The organism is Sediminibacterium sp. FW305-C-269 (assembly GCF_058231045.1).
Genome location: NZ_JBIQXQ010000001.1, coordinates 371,718 through 396,242, shown reverse-complemented (window position 1 = coordinate 396,242; position 24,525 = coordinate 371,718). Strand labels below are relative to the sequence as shown.

Genomic DNA, 24,525 nt, shown 5'->3' with positions numbered 1-24,525 from the left:
AAACTGAATTTTATACGCATTTGAGTGCGGGGAGTAGTCTAAATATTACACCCCTTTCGATAACTTACAATGTATTTTCTCTATATTCATTATCTATTAGTTATATACGTGAAGCCAACTGAAATAGCGGTATTGGTGCTTTAGTTAATCGTGTATATATAAGTGAGCCACAATTCTATCGCAGGTTTTGTAACCCATATTAAATCAACTTGACATGAAACTGATCTGTTTTTTTGTGATTGGTCTTACTTTTTTGTCTTGCAAAGGACGAAGTGATTCCGCAAATACCCATTCGTCAACGATTCAATATGTTTTAGACACTGTTTGGACGCAAACAGGTAATAACCATATTGTGAGCCAACCAACAGGTATTGGTATTGATAAGTACGACCATATTTTCGTTTTTCAAAGAACCGGACGCAGGTGGACTAAACCATTCCCTGATTCAGTGATTTCACAAAACACCGTGCTTGAGCTTGACAATGAAACAGGAAAACTCATTAATTCATGGGGTGCAAACTATTTTATAATGCCCCATGGATTGACAGTTGATAAAAACAACAATATATGGGTAACTGACGTAGGGCTACATCAAATTTTTAAGTTCAGTCACGAAGGAAAACTTCTGATGAAACTGGGGACAGCAAAAGTACCCGGGAATGATTCTTTACATTTCAATCTTCCCACTGACATAGCTGTTGCTGATGATGGCACTTTCTATGTAAGTGACGGTTATGGTAACAGCAGGGTGGCTAAGTTTTCTTCATCCGGAAAGTTTATTAAAACATGGGGCATATACGGCAGCAAGCCTGGCGAGTTCATGATACCTCATGGGATAGCAATTGACACGAAAAATGTTATTTACGTTGCTGATCGGCAGAATAACCGAATACAATTATTTGATACTTCAGGTCGTTTTGTTAAGGTGTTAAAAAACAATGCGCAAGTGGAGCAGCTTCCATCAGTTGCCATTGATAATAATAATAGACTCTTTGCCATTGACTACGATCCAAGGAAAAAAGCAGATAGCACGGTGAATGGCTCAACTTTTTTTGAGTTTGACTCGTCGCAACAGGCAACCACTCATTTTGGAGCAACCGGCTCTGTAAACAGAACTTCCTGCTGGTTTCATGATATTGCTGTTGATAGCAAAGGCAATATTTACACAGGAGATATTATCGGTTTAAAAGTGCTTAAGTTTAAACCCATAAAAAAACTTCAATTATAGCAGTGCTGTTTAATTCACTAAACTGCTGTTAGTATTGCATTGGCAATAGGGCAGGGTAACGAATATGTGCTGAGCTTCTGTCCCTTATTCCTTTTCAGTTCCGGCAGACGAATAACGCCGGGCTGCAGAATAAACAATGAACTTTTGTATGATTATTTAGCATTCGTTCCAGGGTGCATGAACAATGAATGCCGCCACATGACTAAAGCTTTGATGTTGTCCGAAAGAGACCGGCAACTAATAAGCCAGTATTTACAAAGACATTCCTGGGTAAATCAATGCGAGATCAACAGGGCAAAAGTGATCATCAATTGTCAACTGACATCGGTGGCAGGGTTCAATACCACTTCATCATTCAATATACCTTGCTCATAATTCGATATTCCCTCCGGCTTCTTCGTTGTGTAATGACTTTTCCGTCTTCCACCAGCGCCAGCCAATATAGCCCATGATCAGGAAGGGGGCGGCTGCCAGGTAAATGATGGCGGAATTGAGTGCAGAAGCGGGTCCCTCACCCAGCTGCGAAGCGGTTTTGGTGCAGATGGAACACTGGGCCAATAATCCGGTACTGTAGGCGGAGCACAGCAGACCGGTGATCAGTAAAAATCCTTTCTTCCTCATGGGGGACTTGTTTCAGCTGCAAAGATACGAGAGGAATCATTTGATAAATCGTTAACTTTCTTTCTCAATATTGGCACATGGAACCCCGGAGAAAATTTTTACAACAGGTTGGTTTACTGGCAGGAGCTTTCTCTGCCAACAGTTTGTTTAACCAGGTGCATGCTGCCTCCTGGGAGGCTGCCGCACAAAAGATCCAGCAGCTGACGCCTGAGCAGGCTGCGGCGGATGAAGATTTCTGGACAGTGATCCAGCAGGCGTATACGGTAAATTCCAACCTGATTATCCTAAACAATGGGGGTGTCAGTCCTTCGCCCCGGATTGTACAGGAAGCGGTGGAGCGGTACAATAAACTATCGAATGAAGGTCCTTCTTATTATATGTGGCGCATCCTTGACCAGGGCCGTGAACCGCTCAGGCAGAAGCTGGCGTTACTGGCCGGCTGCTCGCCTGAAGAGATTGCTGTGAACCGGAATGCCACAGAGGCATTGAATACGGTAATCTTTGGTCTTGACCTGAAGGCCGGCGATGAAGTGATCGGTACCAAACAGGATTATCCCAACATGATCAATGCCTGGAAACAACGGGAGGAACGCGAGGGCATCGTATACAAACAGCTGAGCTTCCGGTTTCCGATAGAAGATGATGAAGAGATTGTGAGTGCGTATGAGAAAGCCATTACGGTCCGCACAAAGATTATCCATATCACCCATGTGATCAACTGGGTGGGACAGATCATGCCGGTGAAAAAGATCGCCGCTATGGCGAAGAAACATAACCTGGAAGTGATTGTGGATGGCGCGCATTCATTCGGTTTGCTCGATTTCAAGATCCCTGAACTGGGTTGCGATTATTTTGGTACCAGCCTGCACAAGTTCCTGAGTGCGCCGATCGGCAGTGGTATGCTGTGGATCAAAAAAGAGAAGATCGGAAAGATCTGGCCGCTGGTGTGTAATGATAAACCCCGCGGCGAAGACATCCGTAAGTTCGAAACCCTGGGTACCCGGAGTTTCCCGATAGAACAGGGTATTGGTGAAGCGGTGAACTTCCAGAATGCCATTGGCAGTAAACGCAAGGAAGAAAGGATCCGGTACCTGAAAAACTATTGGGCTACCCGTGTAAAGGATATTCCGAAAGTAAAGATTCACACATCATTCAAACCCGAGTATTCCTGTGCGATCTGCGGGGTGTCGGTAGATGGTATGACACCGGGCGAACTGGACAGCGCGCTGTTCAACAGTTATAAGATCCATACGGTGGGTATTGTATGGGAGAATGTTTCCTGTGTACGCATCACACCGCATGTATACACGCGGCTGCAGGACCTGGATAAACTGGTGATGGCGATCGGGGAGATCGCTGGTCGGAAAAAATAAAATGGGAACCTGGTAGCCTTCTGAGGATGACAGATTCCCATTTATCCGGAATACGGTAGGTAGCTTATGATGCCTTTACTGCAGGCTTCTTAGACTTAGTCGTTTTTGCAGGGCGGCTTTTGCCGAATGAACCCTGGAATCTTTTACCTTTTGCGGTTTTTTTGTCGCCTCTTCCCATGGTATGGTTTTTTTGAATGAATGATGTAAGGCTGCAAAAATAGAAAAACCCACGGATTTCGGTACTTTCATTTCGTTCCGGCTGGAATCACTGTGGGATGACCATAAAAAAACCCCGCGGGTTACGCAGGGTTTCAATGGGATCGGGTAGTAATTAGAGCTTAGCGCTTAATTCTTTACCAGCTTTAAATTTAGCAACTTTTTTAGCTTTGATCTTGATCGCAGCACCGGTTTGTGGGTTACGGCCTGTACGTGCAGCACGCTTAGACACAGAGAAAGTACCAAAACCTACTAAAGTAACCTTGTCACCTTTTTTCAGGGTTTTGGTTACAGCGCCTACAAAAGAATCCAGAGCAGCGTTAGCCTGAGTTTTGGTTACGCCTGCATCTTCAGCGATCTGAGCAATTAATTCAGCTTTGTTCATAGATGTGTTTTTAATGTTTTAATAACTGGAACAAATTTATTCGCTTTTCGCAATCGACAAAATATTTTATTATTTTTTTAATCACGGTTTGTTTGCGTAAAACCCCTATGTATAAAGGATTTCAGCTGAATGGGTGGCTTCGGAAGAGGTTGTAAAATTTCAGGTATTCCTTCTGAAACCCTTGTGTAGCAAGTGTTTCAGGAAAAAACGGCTGAAATTCAATGCCCGAGCGGGTTTTAAGGGAATATAACAAAGATTTGTGATTGCCAAAACGAATTCGGGAAACTATCCACACTCAATTCACAAGTTCCATTAATGAGCGGAAACCGATGAACTGGTCGCCCCAGTTATCCAGTGCGTCTTTCCGCAAAGCTGCGGCATGTTCTGCCAGGTAGCGTTCGTACACTTCCCTGCTGGCGGCATAGTATTGTGTGGTATAGGTGGGCCCCTCGGTCTCGTCCGTTTCCAGTAAACGGGCAAACCGGTATTCGCTGAAACCGCCTTTCTCCATCACTTCAGGGATATGTTTCTCCAGCATCCATTTTACCCAGGCCTCGTGAATGGTCCAGCTCACTTTGGTGGTTACATTATAGATCAGCATGTTACTATTATTTGATGGCAATCTCTGCATAGATCGGGCAGTGATCGCTGTGTTTGGTATCGGGATAGATACGCGCGTCTTTCAACTGTGTTCTCAGGCTTTTTGTGATACAGATATAATCGATCCTCCATCCTTTGTTCTGCAGCCGCACGGTAGGGAACCGCTGACTCCACCAGGAGTACGCACCAACGGCTTCGGGATTCAGTTCCCGGAAAGTGTCTACCCAATCGTGCTGCAAAAACTTATCCATCCAGGCACGCTCTTCCGGTAAAAATCCGGATGATTTTTTATTGCCTTTCGGGTCATGGATATCCACTTCCTTATGAGCGATATTGTAATCCCCTACCACAATCAGTTTTTTACGTGTCTTGCGCAGATCCTGTAAATAATCGAAGAACTCATCCAGCCAATGATATTTGTAGGTCTGACGCTCATCACCGCTGGTTCCGGAAGGATAATAGGCATTGATGAGCGTAACATCGCCAAAATCGGCACGGATCACCCTTCCTTCAAAATCGCTTTGCTCTTTGGCATGACCGTATTCTATATTATCCGGTGTTACTTTGGTCAGTATGGCCACACCGCTGTATCCTTTTTTCTGTGCAGAGAACCAGTACGACTGGTAACCCAGTGCTTCCAGTTCTTTCAGGTCAACATCTTCTTTGTTGGCCTTGGTCTCCTGCAGGCAGATCACATCGGCGGGATCTGTTTGCAGCCAGTCTAACAATCCTTTTTTAATAGCGGCGCGTATGCCGTTCACATTATAAGAGATGATACGCATGTGTGGTGTTTAGGTCATTCAAGAAAACGGTTGAAACTGATCAGGAATAGCTGGTTCAGTTTTTCTGCGGATAAAGATGCATCAAAAACAACAAACTTTTCAGGCCGATATTTTCCCTGTGCAATACAAACCAGTTTGCCTGCCAGAAAGATCTCCCGAATGGTATTGTCTGTGCCGCTGCATTTGACCTGGAATGGCATGCCGGCAAATGAACCGTTGAGGATATAGTTGTATAGGACAAACCATTCTTTGGCATTGCTGATGGGTGACGGCAGGCTGTATAAGTTGCTGCTGTCGTAGCCGTTGGATAACAGGTTGGGATATACTTTGTTGTTCTTTTCCCTTACCTGTTTCAGGATGGAGAATTTGGCCAGTGTGTCTTTTTCCAGAAAGAGATAATGAAAATCTCCCCCCAGGAAGTTGGTGAATAGATACCTCCTGTCTTGTGGAATATTGGCTGGATCTACCTGTGTAACCAGCTGGATCAGATAGTTCCTGTCCCTTGCCACATCCCTGCCTTCCTGCCGGAGAAACACATAATCGGAGGCGGAAAACCTTTCGGTGGCTTTAATGGCAGCCGTAAGATTGTCGGGGTATTTCTCTGCTTTTTTACCCTTGATGCGGATTTCCACATAAAGGGCTTCACCGGCTCTGATCATTTCTGCCTGGTTTCCCCAACGATAAGTGCTGATGTTATTGTTATCTGTTACGAATACCCTGGGTTTGTGACTGGTCTTAGGCAGCAGATAGTTGTCTGCATAATAGGCAGGTTGCAGGCGTAACTCTATCATGGACAGATCATTGTCAGGACGCAACAGCATAGCGCTGGCAGTTTTGAAAAGATCTGTAAAAGTTTTCGGTGTGACTGTCAGGTCTGTAAACCGGATACCATTATTATAGAGATTACCGATGCCAGGTGTGTTGGCTTCACTTACGGCGATGGCCATAGTTTCCCTTTTTAGGGGCTTTTTGTCAGCAGTAAAAAAACGGGTGGTGAGCAGGAAGACCGTTTTCACCCTTTTGATCAGGCTGCTGTCCTCCGACTGGTATTCGCCGGACTTGAAAAAATAATAAGGATCTATTTCAATAAAATCAACGTATACGTGCAGGTTGCCCGTATCATTATCCGTGTATTCGGGTTTGATGACCGGCTCAATAAAATTGAAGTCGAGCAGATCAACTTCGAAGCTACTGGTATCAGCCAGGTACAGCTGTTGCTGTTCCAGGGCATGGTGTAAGTGTGTGGCAATGGTTTTCCTGATATCACTGCTGGCCAGGTAACTCAGTACCGGGTTATTCATATTATAACAACGGAATTTTTCCAGTATTACTTTTTTTTGGGCCGACAAAGTCTCTGTAAGCAGTAATAGCAGCAGGCAAATCGTTATTTTCCTCATAAATAAAGGCAGTTAAGTCGGTTGTATCTTTACTGCAGCAAATTTTATGCTAATTTGAATCGTTGTTGAATATAAGAATAGAAAATGGATAAAACAGAACGGATCATACCTGCGGAGAAATTTGTTTACCTGGATGGCCCCAAACCCAGGATTAATGAATTCTTTTTTGCCTGGAATGTGTTCCGGCAGATGATCAAGGGATTCCGTACCCTGCACTTTCTGGGACCCTGCATTACCGTATTTGGATCAGCCCGGTTCAGGGAGGGTGACCGTTATTATGAAGTGGCGCGTGAGTTTGGGAAACGTATTGCCGGACTGGGCTTTACCACTATGACGGGCGGCGGTCCCGGCATCATGGAAGCGGCCAACCGGGGTGCTTTTGAGAACGGCGGGCACTCGGTGGGCTGTAATATTAAACTGCCTTTTGAACAGCATCCCAATCCCTACATGCAGAAATGGATCACGTTCGATTATTTCTTTGTCCGGAAAGTATTGCTGGTGAAATATTCCTACGCATTCATCATCATGCCTGGTGGTTTTGGTACCATGGATGAACTGTTTGAAACGATCACGCTGGCGCAGACAGATGTGATCAATGACTTCCCTATTGTTCTGTACGGTAAGGAATACTTTGCCCCGCTCATGGAGGCGATCGATACGATGGTGGAAAAGGGAACGATATCACCGGCCGACAAGCAGCTGATACTGCTGACCGATGATATCGATGAAGCGATTCGTTATATACAAACGTATATCTCAGCCAACTTTACGGTTAAGCCGAGAAAAAGGCTCTGGTGGTTATTTGAGAAAAGGTAAGCGCTTATTTCCCTTCCATAACTTTTTTACCCGCATTGATGTTGAACCCGAGGTTCAGGATCAGTTCATAAGTGCCAAAAGCCTGGCGGGCTTTTCCCTGGTATACTTTCAGGTCTGAGTAGCGGGCATAATCCAGTTTATTGGAGAACTCCAGAAACACCCATCTGTTAAAAGTGGCACGCACTGCGGCTTCAACCCCCATGTTCCAGCCACCGATCTGAAAACCCGGATCATTGGCTTTGCCAAAAAGGCTGTTCTGCACATGCGGTATCACAGGACCGATGCCCGCTTTGCCCAACAGGTCCAGCTTGAACTTCCCGTTTTTACTTTCCTGCCAGTTCCATCTTTTTACAATATTGAAAAGCAGGAAATTGGCGCCGTTGTTCAGGTAATAATAAAAACCGTTAGCTTCTGAAAAGTTGATCGTGGAATCCACCTGTCTGCCGTTAAGGGTTCCGGAGATGCGTACATTCTGTCCATCACGTATCAGGTGTTTGGTATGATCAAAATTGATCTCGAAAGCCAGTCCTTTTTTCTTGTTGAAGAAATAACCCAGCCGGTAATTATACTGTGGAATGCTCAGAGGTATGCTTAACAGGCCCTCATCCCATCCGGGATGGTCCTTTGACCGAACATTGTGTAAGGTGTAATCATTGTTCAGTGCAGGCTGGTTCACCCGTACGTTGGAACGGGTATACCATTCTTTGTTGTATCCCCAGGAAAAATAAAGTTCGCCCTTGCGCTCTGTTTTTGTCTTTTTCTCCTGCGCCAGTCCTAAAAAAGGCAGGTAACAGATTGTTGCGATCAATACTTGTTTTATGCTCACAGTTGCTTGTTTTCTGCAGGCAAAATTAGCAAGAACCGGCATACCGTATAGAATTCAATATAGTAAAGTGATACAGACTGGTCAGCTGCCTTACTCCAGCACGGGGCTCAACCATCTTTCAGCCTCTTCTATCGGCATGTGTTTGCGTTTGGCATAGTCTTCCAGCTGATCACGCTGTATCTTACCTACCCCGAAATACTGGCTCTTCGGATTCGAGAAATACCAGCCGCATACAGAAGAGGCCGGGTACATGGCCAGGCTCTCTGTCAGCTGAACGCCGATGGTATCGGTAGCTTTCAGCAGGCCGAACAATTTGTATTTCTCTGTGTGGTCAGGACAGGCAGGATAACCTGGTGCCGGCCTGATGCCCATATATTGTTCTTTGATGAGTTCTTCGTTGCTGAGTTGTTCATTTTTATCGTAGCCCCAGTATTCTTTTCTTACCTGCTGGTGCATTGCTTCAGCAAAAGCTTCGGCGAACCTGTCGGCCAGGGCTTGCAGCATGATCTTATTATAATCATCATGACTGGCTTCAAAACGTTTGATATGGTCTTCTATACCATGCAGTGTAACGGCAAAAGCACCGATATAATCTTTTTTACCGCTTGTTTTTGGGGCGATAAAATCGGCCAGTGACAGATTGGGCTGATCCGCTGCTTTTTTGATCTGCTGGCGGAGGAAAGATAATTGCACCAACCCTTCGGGACTGGTCACTTCCACCTGGTCGTCTGTGCTGGCGGCTTCCCAGAAGCCGATAGTACCCTTGGCCGTCAGCCATTTTTCGACAATGATCTTATCGATCAGCGCATTGGCGTCGTTATAGAGTTTGGTGGCTTCTTTTCCTACTACGCTATCCGTTAATATCTCCGGGAAATTACCGTGCATTTCCCAGGCAATAAAGAAAGGTTTCCAGTCAATAAATGGCCGCAGGCTGTTCAGGTCATAGTCTTCCCATACTTTGGTTCCGGTAAAAGCGGGTGTTTGGGTGGTATGGTGTTCCCAGTCTACCGCCACTTTGTTCTGTAAAGCTTCTGCGTAGGGCAGGTAGGTCTTTACGGTCTTTTTATTATCGAAAGCTTCTTTCAGTTTGGCATATTCCACTTGCAGTCCTTCGATGAAATCAGTTTTCTGTTCCTTACTTAACAGAGAGCCTGCTACCGTAACACTTCTGGATGCGTCCAGTACATGTACAACACCTTCCGGATATTCGGGAGCGATCTTAACCGCAGTATGGATGCGCGAAGTGGTGGCGCCACCGATCAGCAGCGGTTGTTTCATATTACGGCGTTTCATCTCTTTGGCAATATGCACCATCTCATCCAGTGAGGGAGTAATCAGTCCGCTCAGTCCGATAATATCTACATTCTCTCTTTGTGCGGTCTCCAGGATTTTATCGGCCGGTACCATTACACCCATATCAATGATGTCATAACCGTTACAGCCCAACACCACGCCTACAATATTTTTTCCAATATCATGCACATCGCCTTTTACGGTGGCCAGCAGGATCTTTGCGGCACCTGCGGCTTCGCTGTTGCTGGTACCTGCGGCAAGATGCGCCTGTTTCCTGGCTTCTTTTTCTGCTTCGATATAGGGGGTAAGAATGGCTACGCTTTTTTTCATCACCCGGGCGCTTTTCACCACCTGGGGGAGGAACATTTTTCCGGCGCCGAACAGGTCGCCTACAATACCCATCCCATCCATCAAAGGTCCTTCGATCACTTCCAGCGGGGTGGGGTATTTCTGGCGGGCTTCTTCAGTATCAGCATCTATGTAATCAGTGATACCGTTGATGAGGGAATGCGCCAGGCGTTTCTCAACCGTTTCGTTTCTCCAGGCCTCGTCTTTTACTTCTACTTTTCCCTTCGCTTTTACGGTTTCTGCAAAAGCGATCAGTTTTTCCGTGGCTTCGTTGTTATCGTTGTTCCGGTTCAGTATTACATCTTCACACAACTGTTTCAGGGTGGGTTCGATCTCATCATAAACCACCAGCTGACCCGCGTTCACGATACCCATATCCATACCCGCTTTAATAGCGTGGAACAGGAATACGGAGTGAATGGCTTCTCGTACATGGTCATTACCACGGAAGGAGAAAGATACATTGGATACCCCGCCGCTCACTTTGGTCAGTGGCATCAGTTGTTTGATCTCGCGGGTGGCTTCAATAAAATCCACTGCGTAATTATTGTGCTCTTCTATACCCGTGGCAATAGCGAATATGTTGGGGTCAAAAATGATGTCCTGCGGGTCAAATCCTACTTTTTCGGTGAGTATCTTGTAGGCTCTGTGACAGATCTCTACTTTCCTTTCCCTGGTATCGGCCTGCCCCACTTCGTCGAAAGCCATCACGATCACGGCTGCACCGTAGGCTTTACAGGTGAATGCCTGCTCAATGAATTTCTCTTCTCCTTCTTTCATGGAGATAGAATTTACGATACAGCGGCCCTGCACACATTTCAATCCCGCTTCTATGATCTCGAATTTAGAACTGTCGATCATGATGGGGATCTTTGCAATATCCGGCTCACTCTGTAACAGGTTCAGGAAGGTGGTCATGGCGCTTACACCTTCCAGCATGGCATCATCCATGTTTACGTCCAGTACCTGCGCCCCGTTTTCTACCTGCTGGCGGGCTACGGACAAAGCTTCTTCAAAATGTCCTTCGCGTATCAGGCGGGCGAATTTTTTGGAGCCGGTTACATTGGTACGCTCACCTACATTCACAAAATTCGTTTCTGGTCTGATCACCAGTGGTTCCAGTCCGGATAAACGTAAATAAGGTTTGATGGTTGTGCTGCTCATACTATCTTTTTTTCTGTGTTGCTACGGGCAAAACAGGCTGATTCATTTATAAACTGTGTTCTATAACGGGCAGGGGTCTTGGGCTGATCTTTTTCACATGGTCTGCAATGTGTTTGATATGATCTGGTGTGGTGCCACAACAGCCTCCCACGATATTCACAAAACCTTCTTTGGCCCACTCTTCAATAAAGTGTGCGGTTTCGTTGGGTTGTTCATCGTATTCACCCATGGCATTGGGTAAACCTGCGTTCGGGTATGCTGAGGTATAACAGGCCGCTATCTGCGACAGCTCCTCTATATGACTCCTCATTTCTGCAGCACCGAGGGCGCAGTTCAGGCCAACACTAAGCGGTTTGGCGTGCATCACAGAAGTGTAAAAAGCTTCCAGGGTCTGTCCGCTCAGCGTTCTGCCGGAAGCATCTGTAATGGTACCGCTGATCATGATGGGCAGTTCTTCTTTTTTGTGATCGCGGAAATATTTTTTGGCGGCAAATATGGCGCCCTTGGCATTCAGTGTGTCGAAAATGGTTTCGATGAGTAACAGGTCAACCCCGCCATCAACCAGGCCTTTGATCTGCTCATAGTAGGCAGCAACCACTTCATCGAACGTAACGGCCCGATAGCCCGGGTTGTTCACATCGGGTGAGAGGCTGAGGGTTTTATTCAGCGGGCCGATAGCTCCTGCCACAAATTTTGGGGAAGCACCGGGGTTCTCTGCCAGGAATTCTTTTACGGCATCTTTGGCACAGCGGGCTGCTGCAACATTCAGCTCGTAGGCCAGCGACTGCATATCGTAATCGGCCATGGCGATAGTGGTGCTGCTGAATGTATTGGTTTCAATGATGTCTGCACCTGCGGCAAGGTATTGTTTGTGAATACCCTTGATGATTTCGGGCTGGGTAATGCAAAGCAGGTCATTATTGCCTTTCACATCGGTATGCCAGTCTTTGAATCGCTCGCCGCGGTAGTCGGCTTCGGTCAGTTTGTGCCGCTGTATCATGGTACCCATGGCCCCATCGATGACAAGTATGCGCTTTTCCAGTTCTTTTCTGATGTCCATACAATTCATTTTAGCTTATCTGCAAAGCATTGGCCATGCCGATAGCGATATATTTAATAACGAACTGTAAACGCTTTGAGAAGGTAAGTGGGGGTCACTTCAAAACGTTTATTAGTTCGATTGTTCCCGCCGCAGCGGAAAATCAGGCCGAACAATAAACAAATCCGCCTGGTAGTAAGGATGGCAAAGATAGGATGGATGAGGATTATGACAAAATATAAGGCAGGAAGGGCGTAGACCCCGTTGAACTCAGCGTTTCCCCTACCTCTCCGCGGCTCTGCGGTGAAAAGAGTAACAACAGGAATGAATCGTTATTTTTCACTGCAGAGCCACGGAGATAGGGAGTTTCGCAGAGAACTACTGATAGGCTAAAGCGTTATTTCTTTTTACCGATATGGAAGATCCTGGAGATGTTGAAGCCCCAGCGGATATCCCCATTACCCCAGGAACCGGTGGTTTCATGGAGAAAACTATGTTCGTTCATACCTGTGGCATTGGTGAAATGGAGTTGGAACACATGGCCACCGGTATTGATGTCGACCCCAACCGACAAAGGATCGTGCATGCCATCGAACTTGCTGGCCTGCGCAAAATATTCCACATTGATGCTTATTCTTTTGCTGATCCGCTGGCGTGCCAGTATTCCAAGGGCAAACTGGTCTGCAGAACCGCCATTCAGGAACAGTAAGCGGTTATAACGCGTATAGGTGGGAGAGAGCTGAATAGAAGTGTGTGTGTTCAGTTTCCTGGCGATCATCAGTTGTGCTGTGTAATAAGTGCGGTCCGCGCCGGTCACTTTCAGGCTGGGATCCATTTTGATATTGCGATAGGCCATGGCGCCGAGTAAGGTGATGGATAGCGGTTTGCCTGTTCCTTCCTGCTGGTGCATGAGGCGGTATTTGACAAAACCATCGTATTCTTTATTGATAGTGGAGCGACCAATTCCCAGCATCAGGTTTTTTGAAAGACCGAAATCAAAACCCAGGCGCATGGAAGCGTAGTCCAGCCCGAACATATCGTAGAATCCCATGTTCAAAGGAGAAAAGCGGTGGTTGATGCGGAGGTCCATGCTGCCGGTACCCAGGATCTCAACCGTATGGCCATTTACCAGGCGGGTAGAGTAAAAAGTGTTGATCACAGGTTCTTTGCCCAGGCGTTTGTTTTCTTCAGCATTGGTGCTGTCCTGCATTTTAAAAAGATCAACCTGTTGGGCAGTGCCGGTAAAACAGGCGAGTAACAGGCATAACATGGCCAGTAGCCTTGGTGCAAAGCTTTTCATAGGTTATATTTTAATTGTTAACTGACGGGTTATTGAAAGGCACAGGTCACTTCCACATTCACTTTTTCGGTAATGCTGGAAGCATCTACGTTAAAGTCTTTCATCAGGATCACAAACTTGCAGGAGGCAACTGGTTTACCACCTTTGATCTCAATAGTGCCGTTGGCGGTCAGATTTTTGGTCACGCCATGCATGGTAAGATCTCCTTTAACGGTTACTTTGTACGAGCCATCCCTGGTAAAATTGACTTCTTTCAGGTTAACGATGTTTCCCTTGAAATCGGCTCTTGGAAATTTATTGCTCTCCAGGTACTGGTCATTGAAATGTTCCTGCATTTCGGCGTACCTGAATTTAAATCCTTTGATCAAGGCACTAAACGTGATCTGGCCGTTATCGGCTAAACGGCTGGCTACTTCGTTATTGGTTGCCTTTACATCCTCGTCTGTTGGCGAAATAAAACTGATTTTCCCATTACGGGTTCCAAATACTTTCTGTGCTTCTGCCTGTGTGCCTAATAATAAAATGCCTGTCAAAAAAACATAAACAAATTTCATGTAAACGGGTTTAACTATTTAACTAATACACCTTCATTGATCACAATATTCATGTCCGGGATATACCCGGTACAAATGCCTTTGAACGTGATGGTTTGTCCCGGCTGTAATACACCCGGATCCGTTTTAAAGGTACAATTGATCACAAACAGGGGGTCGTTGGTTTTAAAATTCACGACCGTATTGCCTTCCTGGTTTTTGGTGATATCAGCCACTTCGCCGTTTAATTCGATCGCTTTGTCCAGATATTGGGAATTGGCTTCTGTTTCGTTGGTCTTAAAAGCATCGAACAAAGCCTGTGCCGTTAATTGAACTGCTTTTTCTTTTGCCACGTCACGGTGCGGCTTCAGGTATACATAGAGTACAACTGCGCCTGCAGCCAGAACGCCTGTGATACCAATGATGGCCAGCATTTTTTTCCATTTTTGCATACCGGGTAAATTTGGTGTTTAAACAGCAAATTACGCATTGTATCAATACAAATCGATACGGCGTAATAGAATTATGGTTGCCTAAATGCTAAAATTTTGGTGAAAAGGAATCTATTTTACGTACTGCTGAACCGGCAGTCGGTTGGCGATGCTGCGGGCCAGTGTCATTTCATCGGCATATTCCAGCTCGCCGCCAAATGCGATACCCCGGGCAATAGTGGTGATGCGACAGGGCAGGTGGGCGATCTTTTTCTGGATATAATAGATGGTGGTATCGCCCTGGATATTCGGACTGAGGGCAAAAACCAGTTCCTCGGTTTCTTCTTTCGCGATGCGTGATACCAGTGAAGCAATGTTCAACTGGTCAGGACCTATGCCGTCCAGTGGTGAAATAATACCTCCCAGTACGTGGTAGGTACCATTCAATTGCTGGGTACTCTCTATGGCTATCACATCCCGGATATTCTCCACCACACAAATCATCCGCTGGTTACGTATGGAATTGGCACAGATGGAACAGATATCGCCGTCGCTCACATTATGGCAACGCTGGCAGAATTTGATATCGCGTCGCATCCGTGCAATGGTTTCTCCAAAATGCTGTACCTCATTCACATCCTGCTTCAAGAGGTGCAATACCAGTCGCAATGCCGTCTTTTTACCAATACCCGGTAATTTGGTAAACTGGGCCACTGCATTTTCCAGCAAGGAAGAGGGTAATTGCATGGGTGATGATTAGAGGGCAAAGGTAAGGGTGAATGGGCAAAGGTGAATTGACTCTACCCACTGACTACTCACTACTCACAATGAAATGGTCACTTCATTGTCCCAGTTGGCGCGGATGGCCAGTTGACGGGGCACCAGGTATACCACTTCGGGTTGCCGTTTCAGTTTAAAATTGCCACTGTCCCAAACCCCGTTTTTATTCGTATCATACAGGATGCGCAGCTCATAGGTACCCGGCTGGTATAGTTTACGCTGAAAATCAGTAACGGTAAGTGTCACCGATTCAAAAACTTTATCGTTCTGTACCAATTGCAGTACCGGATTTTTGCTGAGATCGAGGTTGGTGAAACGGATGCGGATACTTCCGTAATCGGACCCACGTTTGGCAAAAAAACGTAAAGTGTCCCCTTTGCTCAGGCGGTTGCCTGCTGAATCGGCCACCGCATCCTGTGCTATCTGTAAACGGAATGCCTGTGCTTCTTTCCAGGGGTAACTAACCTGTACTTTGGTTCGGGTACTGTCTAACCGATACCGGACTCCCTGCAGGGGCTTGAAATTCATTGTATCAGAGAGGATGAACTTGCTGGTGTCGAAACCGGTTAGCTTCCGGTTGAAACTCAGGGTCAGCCCGCCCAGCAGATCCTGTAACCCGTTGTCGAGGTTATGGGTATACCGCAGCCGCTTCTCGTCGCGGACCGCTGCGGTTGCTTTGGGGGTGGTGGTACCGGTTGTTTTGAATTCTTTTCTTTTGGCTTCTTCAAAAGCGTACAAGGTATCGCGTTGTGTACTGCCGCCCACATTTACCGGGCTGTTTCTGAAGGCAAACATTTTGGTACTGTCGTCATAGCGTTGCGAAATACCTGAACCCGGCAGCACATATACGGCAAACTCTCCTTGCGGCAGGTTCCTGAAACTGAACTCGCCTTTGCCGTTCAGGCGTGTATAATAACGGGGTCTTTCTTTTAGTACGGCCGTATCGGCAAGATTTTTATGCAGCAGAACGATCAGGGTACTGTCGGTTCTGCCTGTCTCCGCCAGGATCACTTTTCCGCTGTAACTGTTTCCATCAATGGATGGACCGGTTGAGAAAACATAGGTAAAGTTCTGTGCAATATTTCCTTCATTCACATCACGGATGGCATCCCCGAAATTGAGGGAATAGGTGGTATTGGCTTCGAGACTGTCTTTTAAGCGCACTATCACATTGCGCAGTTTGTAATCTACAAAGGGCTGTCCCTGCGCGGAATGATTGGGCGATATGATCAGGCTCTGCGAAGCATTCTGCAGGGTAACGAATTCATCGAACGTAAGAGTGATGTTCCTGGACCGTACATTTACTGCCGAATCTTTGGGAACCGCTGTCACCAGTTTTGGAGGTAAACTGTCCCTTGGGCCGCCACTGGGCGGGATGATATTGGCGCAGGAGCTTAATTGTGATATCCATACCACAGAAAGTGTGATCACCAGTAAAGAGGACAGGAACTGTTTCATGATAGGTACAAATATAGAACACCGCACTGCTTTAACCCTAAAAGGATTGTGAAGGGAAAGCAAATTGTCGTTTCCGTAAACCCGGCCCGCGCATTTTCAGCTGGTGGTGATCCAGGTTGGAAAGGTTATTCCGGATCCGTTTCTTCCGACAGCTCGTGCAGGGCTACGGCCATTTCGTTGGTCTTTACAAAATTGCACCAGTGGCATTCCGGTTTTCCGCAGCCTGTATAAAAATCACGGTCCTGTATCTTCTGCCATACGGTTTTGATCTGTTCGGTGACCGTAGTAATGTCTTCCGGCCTGATCAGGATCTTTTCTTTCCGGTATTGTTTCTTTTTGTCCGGTTCAATAAAATCGAACTCGGTACTTACGGCTGTCCAGTTCTTCTGTTCGTAATGATCTACCAGTATTTTATAGAAAACAGCCTGGCGCCAATAATCGCCACCATTGGGATCTCCTTCATGTGGCGGTTTTAATTTGTCTTTTGCTTTGTCTATGTCACCGGTTTTATAATCTACTACGTTCACGTCTTTCCCGTTGAATTCGAGTTTATCCAGTTTCCCTTTCAAAGGCACGCCCTGCACTACAATGTTCCGGATGGTTCTTTCTACGGCCACCACTTTGTTCCAGCTGCTGATATACTGGTTGTAGTAATTACCCAGCACTTCCTGCCCGTATTCCATCCTGCGTGCAAACTGTTCTTTGGTAAAACTTTCCCGGTTACGGTTCATGTACCATTCAAAATCGAGGATGAATTCCTCTTTGCCCGGAAACTGTTCCGTCTGTTGCATTTTCTCGAACAGCTTATGTAAAGCATGGTGTACCGCGGAACCGAATTCGGTGGCTTCCGATTTGCCCGAGGGAACCCGTACCAGATTCTGGAAATAAAACTGCAGGGGACATTTCAGGTAATTGTTCAGTGCGGTCACATTCATTACGAATTTGTCCAGTAGTTGTGTCACAAATTCAGCTTCTGTTCTGTCAATTTCCGGTGCCTGTATTGCAGTGAACTGAATCATGGCGAATTCACTTAATACATCCTTATCCAACAGGATCTTTTCTACCGGAAGAGCATGTGTATCCTGTATCTCTGCAAGGAACATGGAGGGTTCCAGTTCTTTGCCGTCATTCTTGAAACGGCTGTAGGAAATGTGCAGGTGTAACCTTGCCCGGGTGAGTGCTACGTAGAACAAACGCCTCAGTTCCTCTTCCTCTTTTTGTTTGGGTTGAGAGCTGAACATGGTATCGGGGAGACTGTAGCCGCCGCCGGGTTTGCGTTTCTTTTCCCAGCTGGCTGCATTACAGCCCACCAGGAACACGTGTTCAAATTCGAGCCCCTTGGAACCGTGTGCCGTTAACAGGTTTACCCCTTTTTCGCTGCCGCTTACCTGAACCAGGGGTAAACTCAGTCCCTCTTTTTCCATCAGCATAAAAATATTCACCAGCTGATCCAGCGTAAGGTTTGGGTTACGACGGGCTTCCTCTTTGATGAAATCGAATAATCCGGTCAATACCTGGAGCTGCCAGTGTTTATCCGGACCAAGCATGACACTGTTCAGCACACCTGCATCGCGGATGCAGTTCTCAACAAGGTTCACCAAGGTGGTATTGGAAACATCCGACAATAGTTTTTCGATGGCATCACTCGCTAGTTTCATACCTGTTGGAGCGGCCTGACTGAACAGGTCGCGCGGCGGGGTATTCACTTTTTCATACAGGAGTTTGCGGAGAGAAGTCTTGTTCTGTCCGAATTTTCTGTCGGCCACAGCTGTAGTGAGTTTGGCGATTTCTACCGGTGCAATACGGAACCAGTCGAAATGCAGTATTTCGAACAGCATTTCATCGCCGCCATCGGGTATATCATGTTCGGCTGCCAGGTATTCGAGCAAAAGGATGATTTTTTTGGCCAGTGGTATTTCCAGTATGTTCAGGTTGCGTTTGCTGTATACCGGTATGTTGCGCTGTGCAAAATATTGTGAGAGTTCTTCTCCGTATTTATTCTCTTTATAAATGATGCTGATGAAACCTGGCTCTACACCCTGTGCCAGCAGCTTTTCCACGGTGAGTGTGATGTGGATCATTTCCTGACGCTGTGTTTCATATTCCGTGATCACAGGTTTGTGGCTTAGCTGGTTGATTAGCTGGTTGGCTGCGATCAGGTTTTTGGTAAGTCCGTTTATCTTTTTCACCAGCCGTTCCTCGTTGCGGTCGATCAGTGTTTTGGAAATATCGAGTATGGGTTGTGTAGACCGGTAATTGTCTTTCAATACCACTGCCAGCAGCTCTTCTTCGTAGCGTTGTGCAAAAGCTTCCATATTCTCTACGTTGGCGCCCTGGAAGCGGTAGATGCTCTGGTCATCATCGCCCACCACAAATACATTGGGTTGTTCCCAGTAGCTGATCAGCAGTTCTACCAGCCGGTTCTGCGTGCCGCTGGTATCCTGGTATTCGTCTACCAGGATGTATAAGAATTGTTCCTGGTAGCGGGCCAGCAGTATTTTATTTTCTTCAAAAGCCCTGATCACCCAGTTGATCATGTCGTCAAAATCATACCGGTTGCGGCTGCGCATCAGTTTCTGGAAACGGTCGAACTCATTTACGGCAGCCCGCAGTTTTTCCATCTTTTCTTTGGCTTCTTCTATCTTGTTCTCTTTCGGGTCTCCCGCCTTGAACTGTTTGTAGGCTCTTTGGTAAACAAATTCGTCGCGGGTAGGGATCGATGCGAGGTACTCGTCTATTTTCCGGTTGATATAGGCGGGTGTCCACCCTTCGCGTTTCATGGTGCTGAACAGCTGTTGCAGGTTATTGATCTCAAAATACACGTCTCCCCGGTATCGTTTCAGCGGGTGATTTTTTGGAAACCCATCGATGAGCTGTTTGAAGAGGTCTATTTTTTCCAGGTCTGAGATAGGGTCCAGGACGGTCTTCTCAAACAAGGAAAGATTTTCCTGGATGATATCATTACAGAAGGCATGAAAGGTATAAATGTTCACTTTGTAGGCATCGGGACCGATGAAACCCAGCAAACGTTTGCGCATGGCCACGGCACCCGCATCAGTATAGGTGAGGCAGAGGATATTCTCCGCCTGTGTATCTGTGTCCAGCAGGATTTTGCCAATACGCGCACCCAGGATCTGCGTTTTGCCGGTACCGGGTCCTGCGATCACCATTACGGGTCCCTCGATGGTATCCACAGCGATCCGCTGCTGCTCGTTCAGGCTGGCATAGATCTTTTCGAACTGTTCTCTTTGTTGTTGGGTGGCAGACATAGGGTAAAGATAATCAACTCGTCCCTACCGGTTGTGTACAAACTGATAGGTGTGACCGAACAAAATACCGGTTGTGCTAGCCGAACTTTTTGGTTATGCACTTGTTGTTCAAGCATGTCAAAAGTCTACTCGCTCAAAACCGTACAAAAGATTCCGATCTCTCTGGATGAAGCCTGGCAGTTTTTCAGCCGTCCCGATAACCTCAAAGACATTACGCCTCCCAACCTGGGTTTCCAGGTCACGTCACGGCATCATGGGCCGGTAATGTATCCCGGGCAGGTCATTGAATATATCGTGCGACCTATTCTGGGCATCCCACTGTACTGGATGACAGAGATTACCCATGTGTCGGACAAGCGATACTTTGTGGATGAACAGCGTTTTGGTCCCTACAGCTTATGGCATCACCAGCATCATTTCACCGAGATCGAGGGCGGTGTGGAAATGACGGATATTGTACACTACAAGATTCCTTTCTGGATCCTGGGCGATCTGGCACAGGTGATCATGGTAAGATCCCAGTTGAAAAAGATATTTGACTTCCGGTATGCCGCAGTCGAAGAGCGTTTCGGCAAATGGAAATGATCAGGTTCGTTGAGCAGTTATCTTAATTCTGTCATCGGGCTTACATTGTTATCCAGATCCACCGAAACAAAGAAGATCCGTTTGTTTTGGGTGTCTGGCAGTTTCGACAGGTCGATCACGGCTACCTTATCGGCCACTACCACCTGTACCAGTTGCGCCAGTGCGAATTTCACTTCGGTGTTGAGTGTGAGGGTAAGAACGCCAAAGGCTTTGATCTTTTCCTCACCCTTGTACACCAGTTTCACCATATTGTTATCAAGCTTCTGTACCAGGGGTTGTGCCGGTGCCGAATTATCGATCCAGGGCATGGGTGGCACCAATGCCGGGTAACGGTAGTAATGGTTGCGCAGGCTGTCGTTCCATCCCAGCGGATTCTTTTCGAATGTTTTGCTGCTGAAATAGACACTGCCCTGTGTGGTGGGATAGTTCCTCAGTGCCTGTATCTGTTTGGGTATTTCATCTGGATTTTTCCATGCAGTATTCGTTCCCGCCCGGTAAATGCCGTGACCTATGTACAGGTGTTTGCCGTAACTGTATTTGTTCCACCAGTCAAGCAGTACGTCGTAGTCGGCCAGTTTGTGCCCGCGTTCCCAGTACAACTGCGGCACCACGTAGTCGATCCATCCTTTCTGTAACCATAACAGGATATCGGCATACAGGTCATCATAATTGGTCTGTCCGCCACGGGTATCGCTTCCCATGGCATCCTGGCTTTTATTGCGCCAGATGCCGAATGGACTCACTCCAAACCGTACATGGGGTTTTACACTCCGTACGATATTGTGGATGAGTAATATCACGCTGTCGCAATTACTCCTTCTCCAGTCGTCTTTGCTCATACCCTTTCCGTATTTCAGGTAATCTTTCTGATCGGGGAATTCTTTGCCTGTTATGCGATAAGGATAGAAGTAGTCGTCCATATGTATGCCATCCAAATCGTAGCGGGTAACCATATCGCGTACTACTTTACCCAGGTGCTCACGTACTTCGGGTAAACCGGGGTTGAAATATTTTTTACCTCCATATACCAGGAACCATTCAGGATGTGTTTTGGTGAGATGGGAGGGTGATACGGAAGACCGTAGCATATCGAACACCGCCCTGTAAGGATTCAGCCAGGCATGAAATTCCATGCCACGTTTATGGGTTTCGGTGATCATGAATTCCATGGGGTCGTAAAAGGGCGTAGGGGGTAATCCCTGTTTACCGGTGAGGTATTCGCTCCAGGGTTCAAACGGTGAGGGATACAAGACATCTCCTGCGGGACGAACCTGCATCACGATCGCGTTCATGCCGTTTCGCTGGTGCAGGTCAAGCAGGCGGATATACTCTGCTTTCTGTTCTTCAACCGACAGGGTCTTTTTACTTGGCCAGTCGATATTGACCACCGAAGCGATCCACACGCCCCTGAATTCATAATTGGGCGAACCTGTCTGGGCATGGCTGTCTGACAGCAGCGTGATGGCTGCCAGCAGCAGGTAACAACGAAGGAGGGTATTCATATCACGAAGATAAACTTATGCAAGTTGGCTTGCCTGTTTTGTGGATGAATTCGCAGAAATGTGCAGGTAATTCACAGGTTGGTTATCGGGCATCGCGCATTTTATCAAGCAGGTCATTCAGGGCTTTGGCTTCTTCGGCATTGAGGTTGTGCAGCATCTGGTCTAGTTCGCTGTTCTTCCTGTCCAGCTTCTCCAGAAGGGCCAGTCCTTTTTTGGAGATCACCACATCTACCAGGCGTTTATCGGTGGGACAGGTTTTTTTCTCTACCAGGTTCTTTTTCTGCAGTCGTTCCACAATGCGGCTGGTATCGCTCATCTTGTCCAGCATGCGTTCGCGTATCTGCAAAGTGCTGAGGGGTTCTTTATGTCCCCTGAGTATCCGGAGTATGTTATACTGCTGCGGGGTAATATCTTCTGTATCCAGGAAGTTCTTGATCTTTTCCTGCAACCAGTTGGCGGAGAAAATAATATTCACCGTAGCTTTCTGGTATTCATTCCTGAATAACTGCTGCTGGATATCTTTTTCTATGCCCATGATTTTGTAAAAATAAGGGTATCGGGGGAATCGTGAGTTGTGAATCGTGAGCCGTCAGTCGTTAACAGGCAATAGCGAAGGAATGGCCAAAAACTACCCACTCACTACTCACTACTGACGACTCACGATTCCCAAACTTTCAACCCTTCGCTGCAATTGGCGCAGATATCTATGTTTTTACGGCTGGTAAGCAGTTCCCGGCGAAATTGCTTGTAGTTATCGTTTTGCCAGGTTTCCTTAAAGCTTTGGGTTTTCAGGTTACCCAGCTGGTGCATGGCATCCTTGTCGAAACAGCAGGGTACCACCAGTCCATCCCAGGTGATCACGTTCGCGTGCCACAATTTCCAGCAATGGTTGCTGAGGCCGCTTTTTACGATCCTATTGCCCCTGGCGTCTTGTTTATACCGGCTATATTTCTGGTTGGTGGGGATTAGTTGGTTCGGGTCGTTCTGGAAATCGTATACCTGGGCCGTTTTAAAACGGACCTGGTCAACCCCGATCTCGCGGCCCAATTCCTTAATGGCGTTTATCTGATGCTCATTGGGTTTTACCACCAGAAACTGGAAAAACACGAAGGGGGTTTTACTTTTCAGCGCTCTCTTCCATTTTACAATGTTGCGGGCACCCTCCAGCACTTTATCCAGTTTGCCACCTACGCGGTATTGCTGGTAAACATCCTGCGTAGTGCCATCGATGGAAATAATGAGCCGGTCGAGCCCGCTTTCCACCGTTTGTTTCGCTTTTTCGTCTGTGAGGTAATGGGCGTTGGTGGAGGTGGCGGTATAAATACCCTTATCATGGGCATATTTCACCATGTCCAGGAATTCGGGGTTCAGGTAGGGTTCGCCCTGGAAATAAAAGATCAGGTATAACAACTCCTTGTGAATATCATCAATGGTCTGCCTGAAAAAACTGTTTTCCAGCATACCTGTTGGCCGGGTAAATGCGCGCATACCGCTGGGGCATTCCGGGCAGCGGAGGTTACAGGAAGTGGTTGGCTCAAACGAAATAGACATAGGTAAACCCCACTGGATGGGTTTGCCGCTTAGTTTGCTGAGCTGATAACTGCTGTACACTTTGACAGCATTCCACAACCGCTGCAGGGTTAATTTTGAAAAAAAATTAATACTATCGTTCCAGTTGAAATAGGGCATAATTATTGTAAAAATAAGATGAGAACTATGATATGTAAGGAATTGTGTTAAAACCTGTCGCTAAATGATCCGTGAGGTGTTTGTTTTACCGATATTACCCCTACAAATTCCGGAAAACGAGTTAATCTATGGCATTTTAGCTATAATTTTGCCTCAACTGTACTATAACCGATGACTGATCATAGCACTTGTCAATCCTGTTCACAACGGTTCAATTCTGTTTTTTGTAAGGCAAAAGACGAATTTGTTAACCAGATCAACGAACAGAAGATTTGTAATGTATATAAAAGAGGACAGATCCTGTTTAACGAGGGTTCATACCCTTTTGGTGTCTACTGTATCAATAATGGTAAGGTAAAACTGTCGCACCTGGGCGATGATGGTAAGGAGCAGATTATCCGTCTGCTGAAAGCCGGTGATGTGCTGGGTTACCGTGCACTTTTGAGCGGTGATCGCTATAGTGCCAGCGCCGTTGCATTGGAGGATACACAGATCTGTTTTATACCCAAAGAGCTGTTTGTAAATGTACTCAAACTCGATCCGGGACTGGCTTTTGAGATGATGAAACTCCTCAGTGATGAGTTGCATCGTGCCGAGATCAAATTGACCCACCTGGCCCAGAAGCCCATACGGGAACGACTGGCTGAAACCCTTCTCTTTATCAAAGAAACCTACGGTTTTGAAGAAGATGGCGTTACGCTGAATGTACGTCTTTCGCGCGAGGAGATCGCCAACCTGGTAGGAACTGCTACCGAATCTGCCATACGCCTGCTTTCCGAATTCAAAAAAGATGGGATGGTAGAACTGGACGGCAAAAAGATCAAGATCCTGAAACAGAAGGAATTGATCCGGGCAGCCAACTTACAGGATTAACACACATTATTTTTTTT

The 24,525-nt window shown here is 46.7% G+C and carries 23 protein-coding genes; 5 read left to right on the top strand and 18 right to left on the bottom strand.

All coding sequences use genetic code 11. The annotated features are described in order from the left end of the window. Window positions 1-214 precede the first annotated feature (214 nt). Window positions 215-1,228, top strand: a complete 1,014-nt coding sequence (locus tag ACH3Y6_RS01630) for a peptidyl-alpha-hydroxyglycine alpha-amidating lyase family protein (RefSeq protein ID WP_490833822.1) — start codon at window positions 215-217, stop codon at window positions 1,226-1,228. Window positions 1,229-1,597: 369 nt separating this feature from the next. On the opposite strand, the gene ACH3Y6_RS01625 is transcribed toward ACH3Y6_RS01630, so the two are convergent. Next, window positions 1,598-1,849, bottom strand: a complete 252-nt coding sequence (locus ACH3Y6_RS01625) for a hypothetical protein (protein WP_490833821.1) — start codon at window positions 1,847-1,849, stop codon at window positions 1,598-1,600. A gap of 77 nt (window positions 1,850-1,926) precedes the next feature. On the opposite strand from ACH3Y6_RS01625, the gene ACH3Y6_RS01620 reads away from it, so the two are divergent. Next, window positions 1,927-3,222 carry an aminotransferase class V-fold PLP-dependent enzyme gene (locus ACH3Y6_RS01620; protein ID WP_490833820.1) on the top strand — a complete coding sequence of 432 codons (1,296 nt, stop codon included), beginning with the start codon at window positions 1,927-1,929 and terminating at the stop codon, window positions 3,220-3,222. A gap of 64 nt (window positions 3,223-3,286) precedes the next feature. Here the strand turns inward: ACH3Y6_RS01620 and ACH3Y6_RS01615 are convergent, their stop codons facing one another. From ACH3Y6_RS01615 to ACH3Y6_RS01595, 5 genes are all read right to left on the bottom strand, one after another. Beyond that, a complete protein-coding gene (locus ACH3Y6_RS01615) occupies window positions 3,287-3,400 on the bottom strand; it encodes a 30S ribosomal protein THX (protein WP_490833819.1) in 114 nt (37 codons plus the stop codon). Between the two features lie 153 nt (window positions 3,401-3,553). Then, window positions 3,554-3,823, bottom strand: a complete 270-nt coding sequence (locus ACH3Y6_RS01610; protein WP_161816834.1) for an HU family DNA-binding protein — start codon at window positions 3,821-3,823, stop codon at window positions 3,554-3,556. A 295-nt stretch (window positions 3,824-4,118) separates the two neighbouring features. After that, the gene (locus tag ACH3Y6_RS01605; protein ID WP_490833818.1) at window positions 4,119-4,424 is read right to left on the bottom strand and encodes a DUF4286 family protein; all 306 of its coding nucleotides are present in this window, start codon (window positions 4,422-4,424) and stop codon (window positions 4,119-4,121) included. A 7-nt stretch (window positions 4,425-4,431) separates the two neighbouring features. Continuing rightward, a complete protein-coding gene (locus ACH3Y6_RS01600) occupies window positions 4,432-5,205 on the bottom strand; it encodes an exodeoxyribonuclease III (RefSeq protein WP_490833817.1) in 774 nt (257 codons plus the stop codon). Between the two features lie 14 nt (window positions 5,206-5,219). Then, window positions 5,220-6,602, bottom strand: coding sequence for a hypothetical protein (locus ACH3Y6_RS01595; RefSeq protein WP_490833816.1), 1,383 nt, complete (start codon window positions 6,600-6,602; stop codon window positions 5,220-5,222). An 84-nt stretch (window positions 6,603-6,686) separates the two neighbouring features. On the opposite strand from ACH3Y6_RS01595, the gene ACH3Y6_RS01590 reads away from it, so the two are divergent. Beyond that, window positions 6,687-7,418: an LOG family protein gene (locus ACH3Y6_RS01590; RefSeq protein ID WP_490833815.1), complete on the top strand. Its 732-nt coding sequence runs from the start codon at window positions 6,687-6,689 to the stop codon at window positions 7,416-7,418. A 4-nt stretch (window positions 7,419-7,422) separates the two neighbouring features. Here ACH3Y6_RS01590 and ACH3Y6_RS01585 read toward each other — a convergent pair whose 3' ends face one another. From ACH3Y6_RS01585 to ACH3Y6_RS01545, 9 genes are all read right to left on the bottom strand, one after another. Beyond that, the gene (locus tag ACH3Y6_RS01585) at window positions 7,423-8,244 is read right to left on the bottom strand and encodes a hypothetical protein (protein ID WP_490833814.1); all 822 of its coding nucleotides are present in this window, start codon (window positions 8,242-8,244) and stop codon (window positions 7,423-7,425) included. Between the two features lie 90 nt (window positions 8,245-8,334). Continuing rightward, on the bottom strand, window positions 8,335-11,049 hold the full coding sequence (gene metH, locus ACH3Y6_RS01580; RefSeq protein WP_490833813.1) for a methionine synthase: 2,715 nt from the start codon (window positions 11,047-11,049) through the stop codon (window positions 8,335-8,337). Between the two features lie 46 nt (window positions 11,050-11,095). Then, entirely contained in the window at window positions 11,096-12,109 is a 1,014-nt protein-coding gene (locus ACH3Y6_RS01575) for a homocysteine S-methyltransferase family protein (protein ID WP_490833812.1), read from the bottom strand. Window positions 12,110-12,485: 376 nt separating this feature from the next. Continuing rightward, a complete protein-coding gene (locus ACH3Y6_RS01570) occupies window positions 12,486-13,388 on the bottom strand; it encodes a DUF5777 family beta-barrel protein (RefSeq protein ID WP_490833811.1) in 903 nt (300 codons plus the stop codon). 29 nt (window positions 13,389-13,417) lie between these two features. Then, window positions 13,418-13,942: a YceI family protein gene (locus ACH3Y6_RS01565; protein ID WP_490833810.1), complete on the bottom strand. Its 525-nt coding sequence runs from the start codon at window positions 13,940-13,942 to the stop codon at window positions 13,418-13,420. A gap of 14 nt (window positions 13,943-13,956) precedes the next feature. Then, a complete protein-coding gene (locus ACH3Y6_RS01560) occupies window positions 13,957-14,373 on the bottom strand; it encodes an OB-fold protein (RefSeq protein WP_490833809.1) in 417 nt (138 codons plus the stop codon). Window positions 14,374-14,484: 111 nt separating this feature from the next. Beyond that, window positions 14,485-15,099 (bottom strand): recombination mediator RecR, encoded by a 615-nt coding sequence (gene recR, locus ACH3Y6_RS01555; protein ID WP_490833808.1) that lies wholly within the window; start codon window positions 15,097-15,099, stop codon window positions 14,485-14,487. 75 nt (window positions 15,100-15,174) lie between these two features. After that, window positions 15,175-16,590, bottom strand: coding sequence for an Ig-like domain-containing domain (locus ACH3Y6_RS01550; protein WP_490833807.1), 1,416 nt, complete (start codon window positions 16,588-16,590; stop codon window positions 15,175-15,177). 125 nt (window positions 16,591-16,715) lie between these two features. Beyond that, window positions 16,716-19,859 (bottom strand): ATP-dependent helicase, encoded by a 3,144-nt coding sequence (locus ACH3Y6_RS01545; protein WP_490833806.1) that lies wholly within the window; start codon window positions 19,857-19,859, stop codon window positions 16,716-16,718. Between the two features lie 114 nt (window positions 19,860-19,973). Between ACH3Y6_RS01545 and ACH3Y6_RS01540 the strand changes: the two genes are divergently transcribed. Further along, window positions 19,974-20,444, top strand: a complete 471-nt coding sequence (locus ACH3Y6_RS01540; RefSeq protein ID WP_490833805.1) for an SRPBCC family protein — start codon at window positions 19,974-19,976, stop codon at window positions 20,442-20,444. Between the two features lie 17 nt (window positions 20,445-20,461). Here the strand turns inward: ACH3Y6_RS01540 and ACH3Y6_RS01535 are convergent, their stop codons facing one another. The 3 genes from ACH3Y6_RS01535 to ACH3Y6_RS01525 form a co-directional block, all read right to left on the bottom strand. Then, window positions 20,462-21,946: a glycoside hydrolase family 10-like protein gene (locus tag ACH3Y6_RS01535; protein WP_490833804.1), complete on the bottom strand. Its 1,485-nt coding sequence runs from the start codon at window positions 21,944-21,946 to the stop codon at window positions 20,462-20,464. 82 nt (window positions 21,947-22,028) lie between these two features. Then, window positions 22,029-22,481: a MarR family winged helix-turn-helix transcriptional regulator gene (locus ACH3Y6_RS01530; protein WP_490833803.1), complete on the bottom strand. Its 453-nt coding sequence runs from the start codon at window positions 22,479-22,481 to the stop codon at window positions 22,029-22,031. Between the two features lie 122 nt (window positions 22,482-22,603). After that, window positions 22,604-23,635: a radical SAM/SPASM domain-containing protein gene (locus tag ACH3Y6_RS01525; protein ID WP_490833802.1), complete on the bottom strand. Its 1,032-nt coding sequence runs from the start codon at window positions 23,633-23,635 to the stop codon at window positions 22,604-22,606. 171 nt (window positions 23,636-23,806) lie between these two features. Between ACH3Y6_RS01525 and ACH3Y6_RS01520 the strand changes: the two genes are divergently transcribed. Beyond that, on the top strand, window positions 23,807-24,508 hold the full coding sequence (locus ACH3Y6_RS01520; protein WP_490833801.1) for a Crp/Fnr family transcriptional regulator: 702 nt from the start codon (window positions 23,807-23,809) through the stop codon (window positions 24,506-24,508). Window positions 24,509-24,525 lie beyond the last annotated feature (17 nt).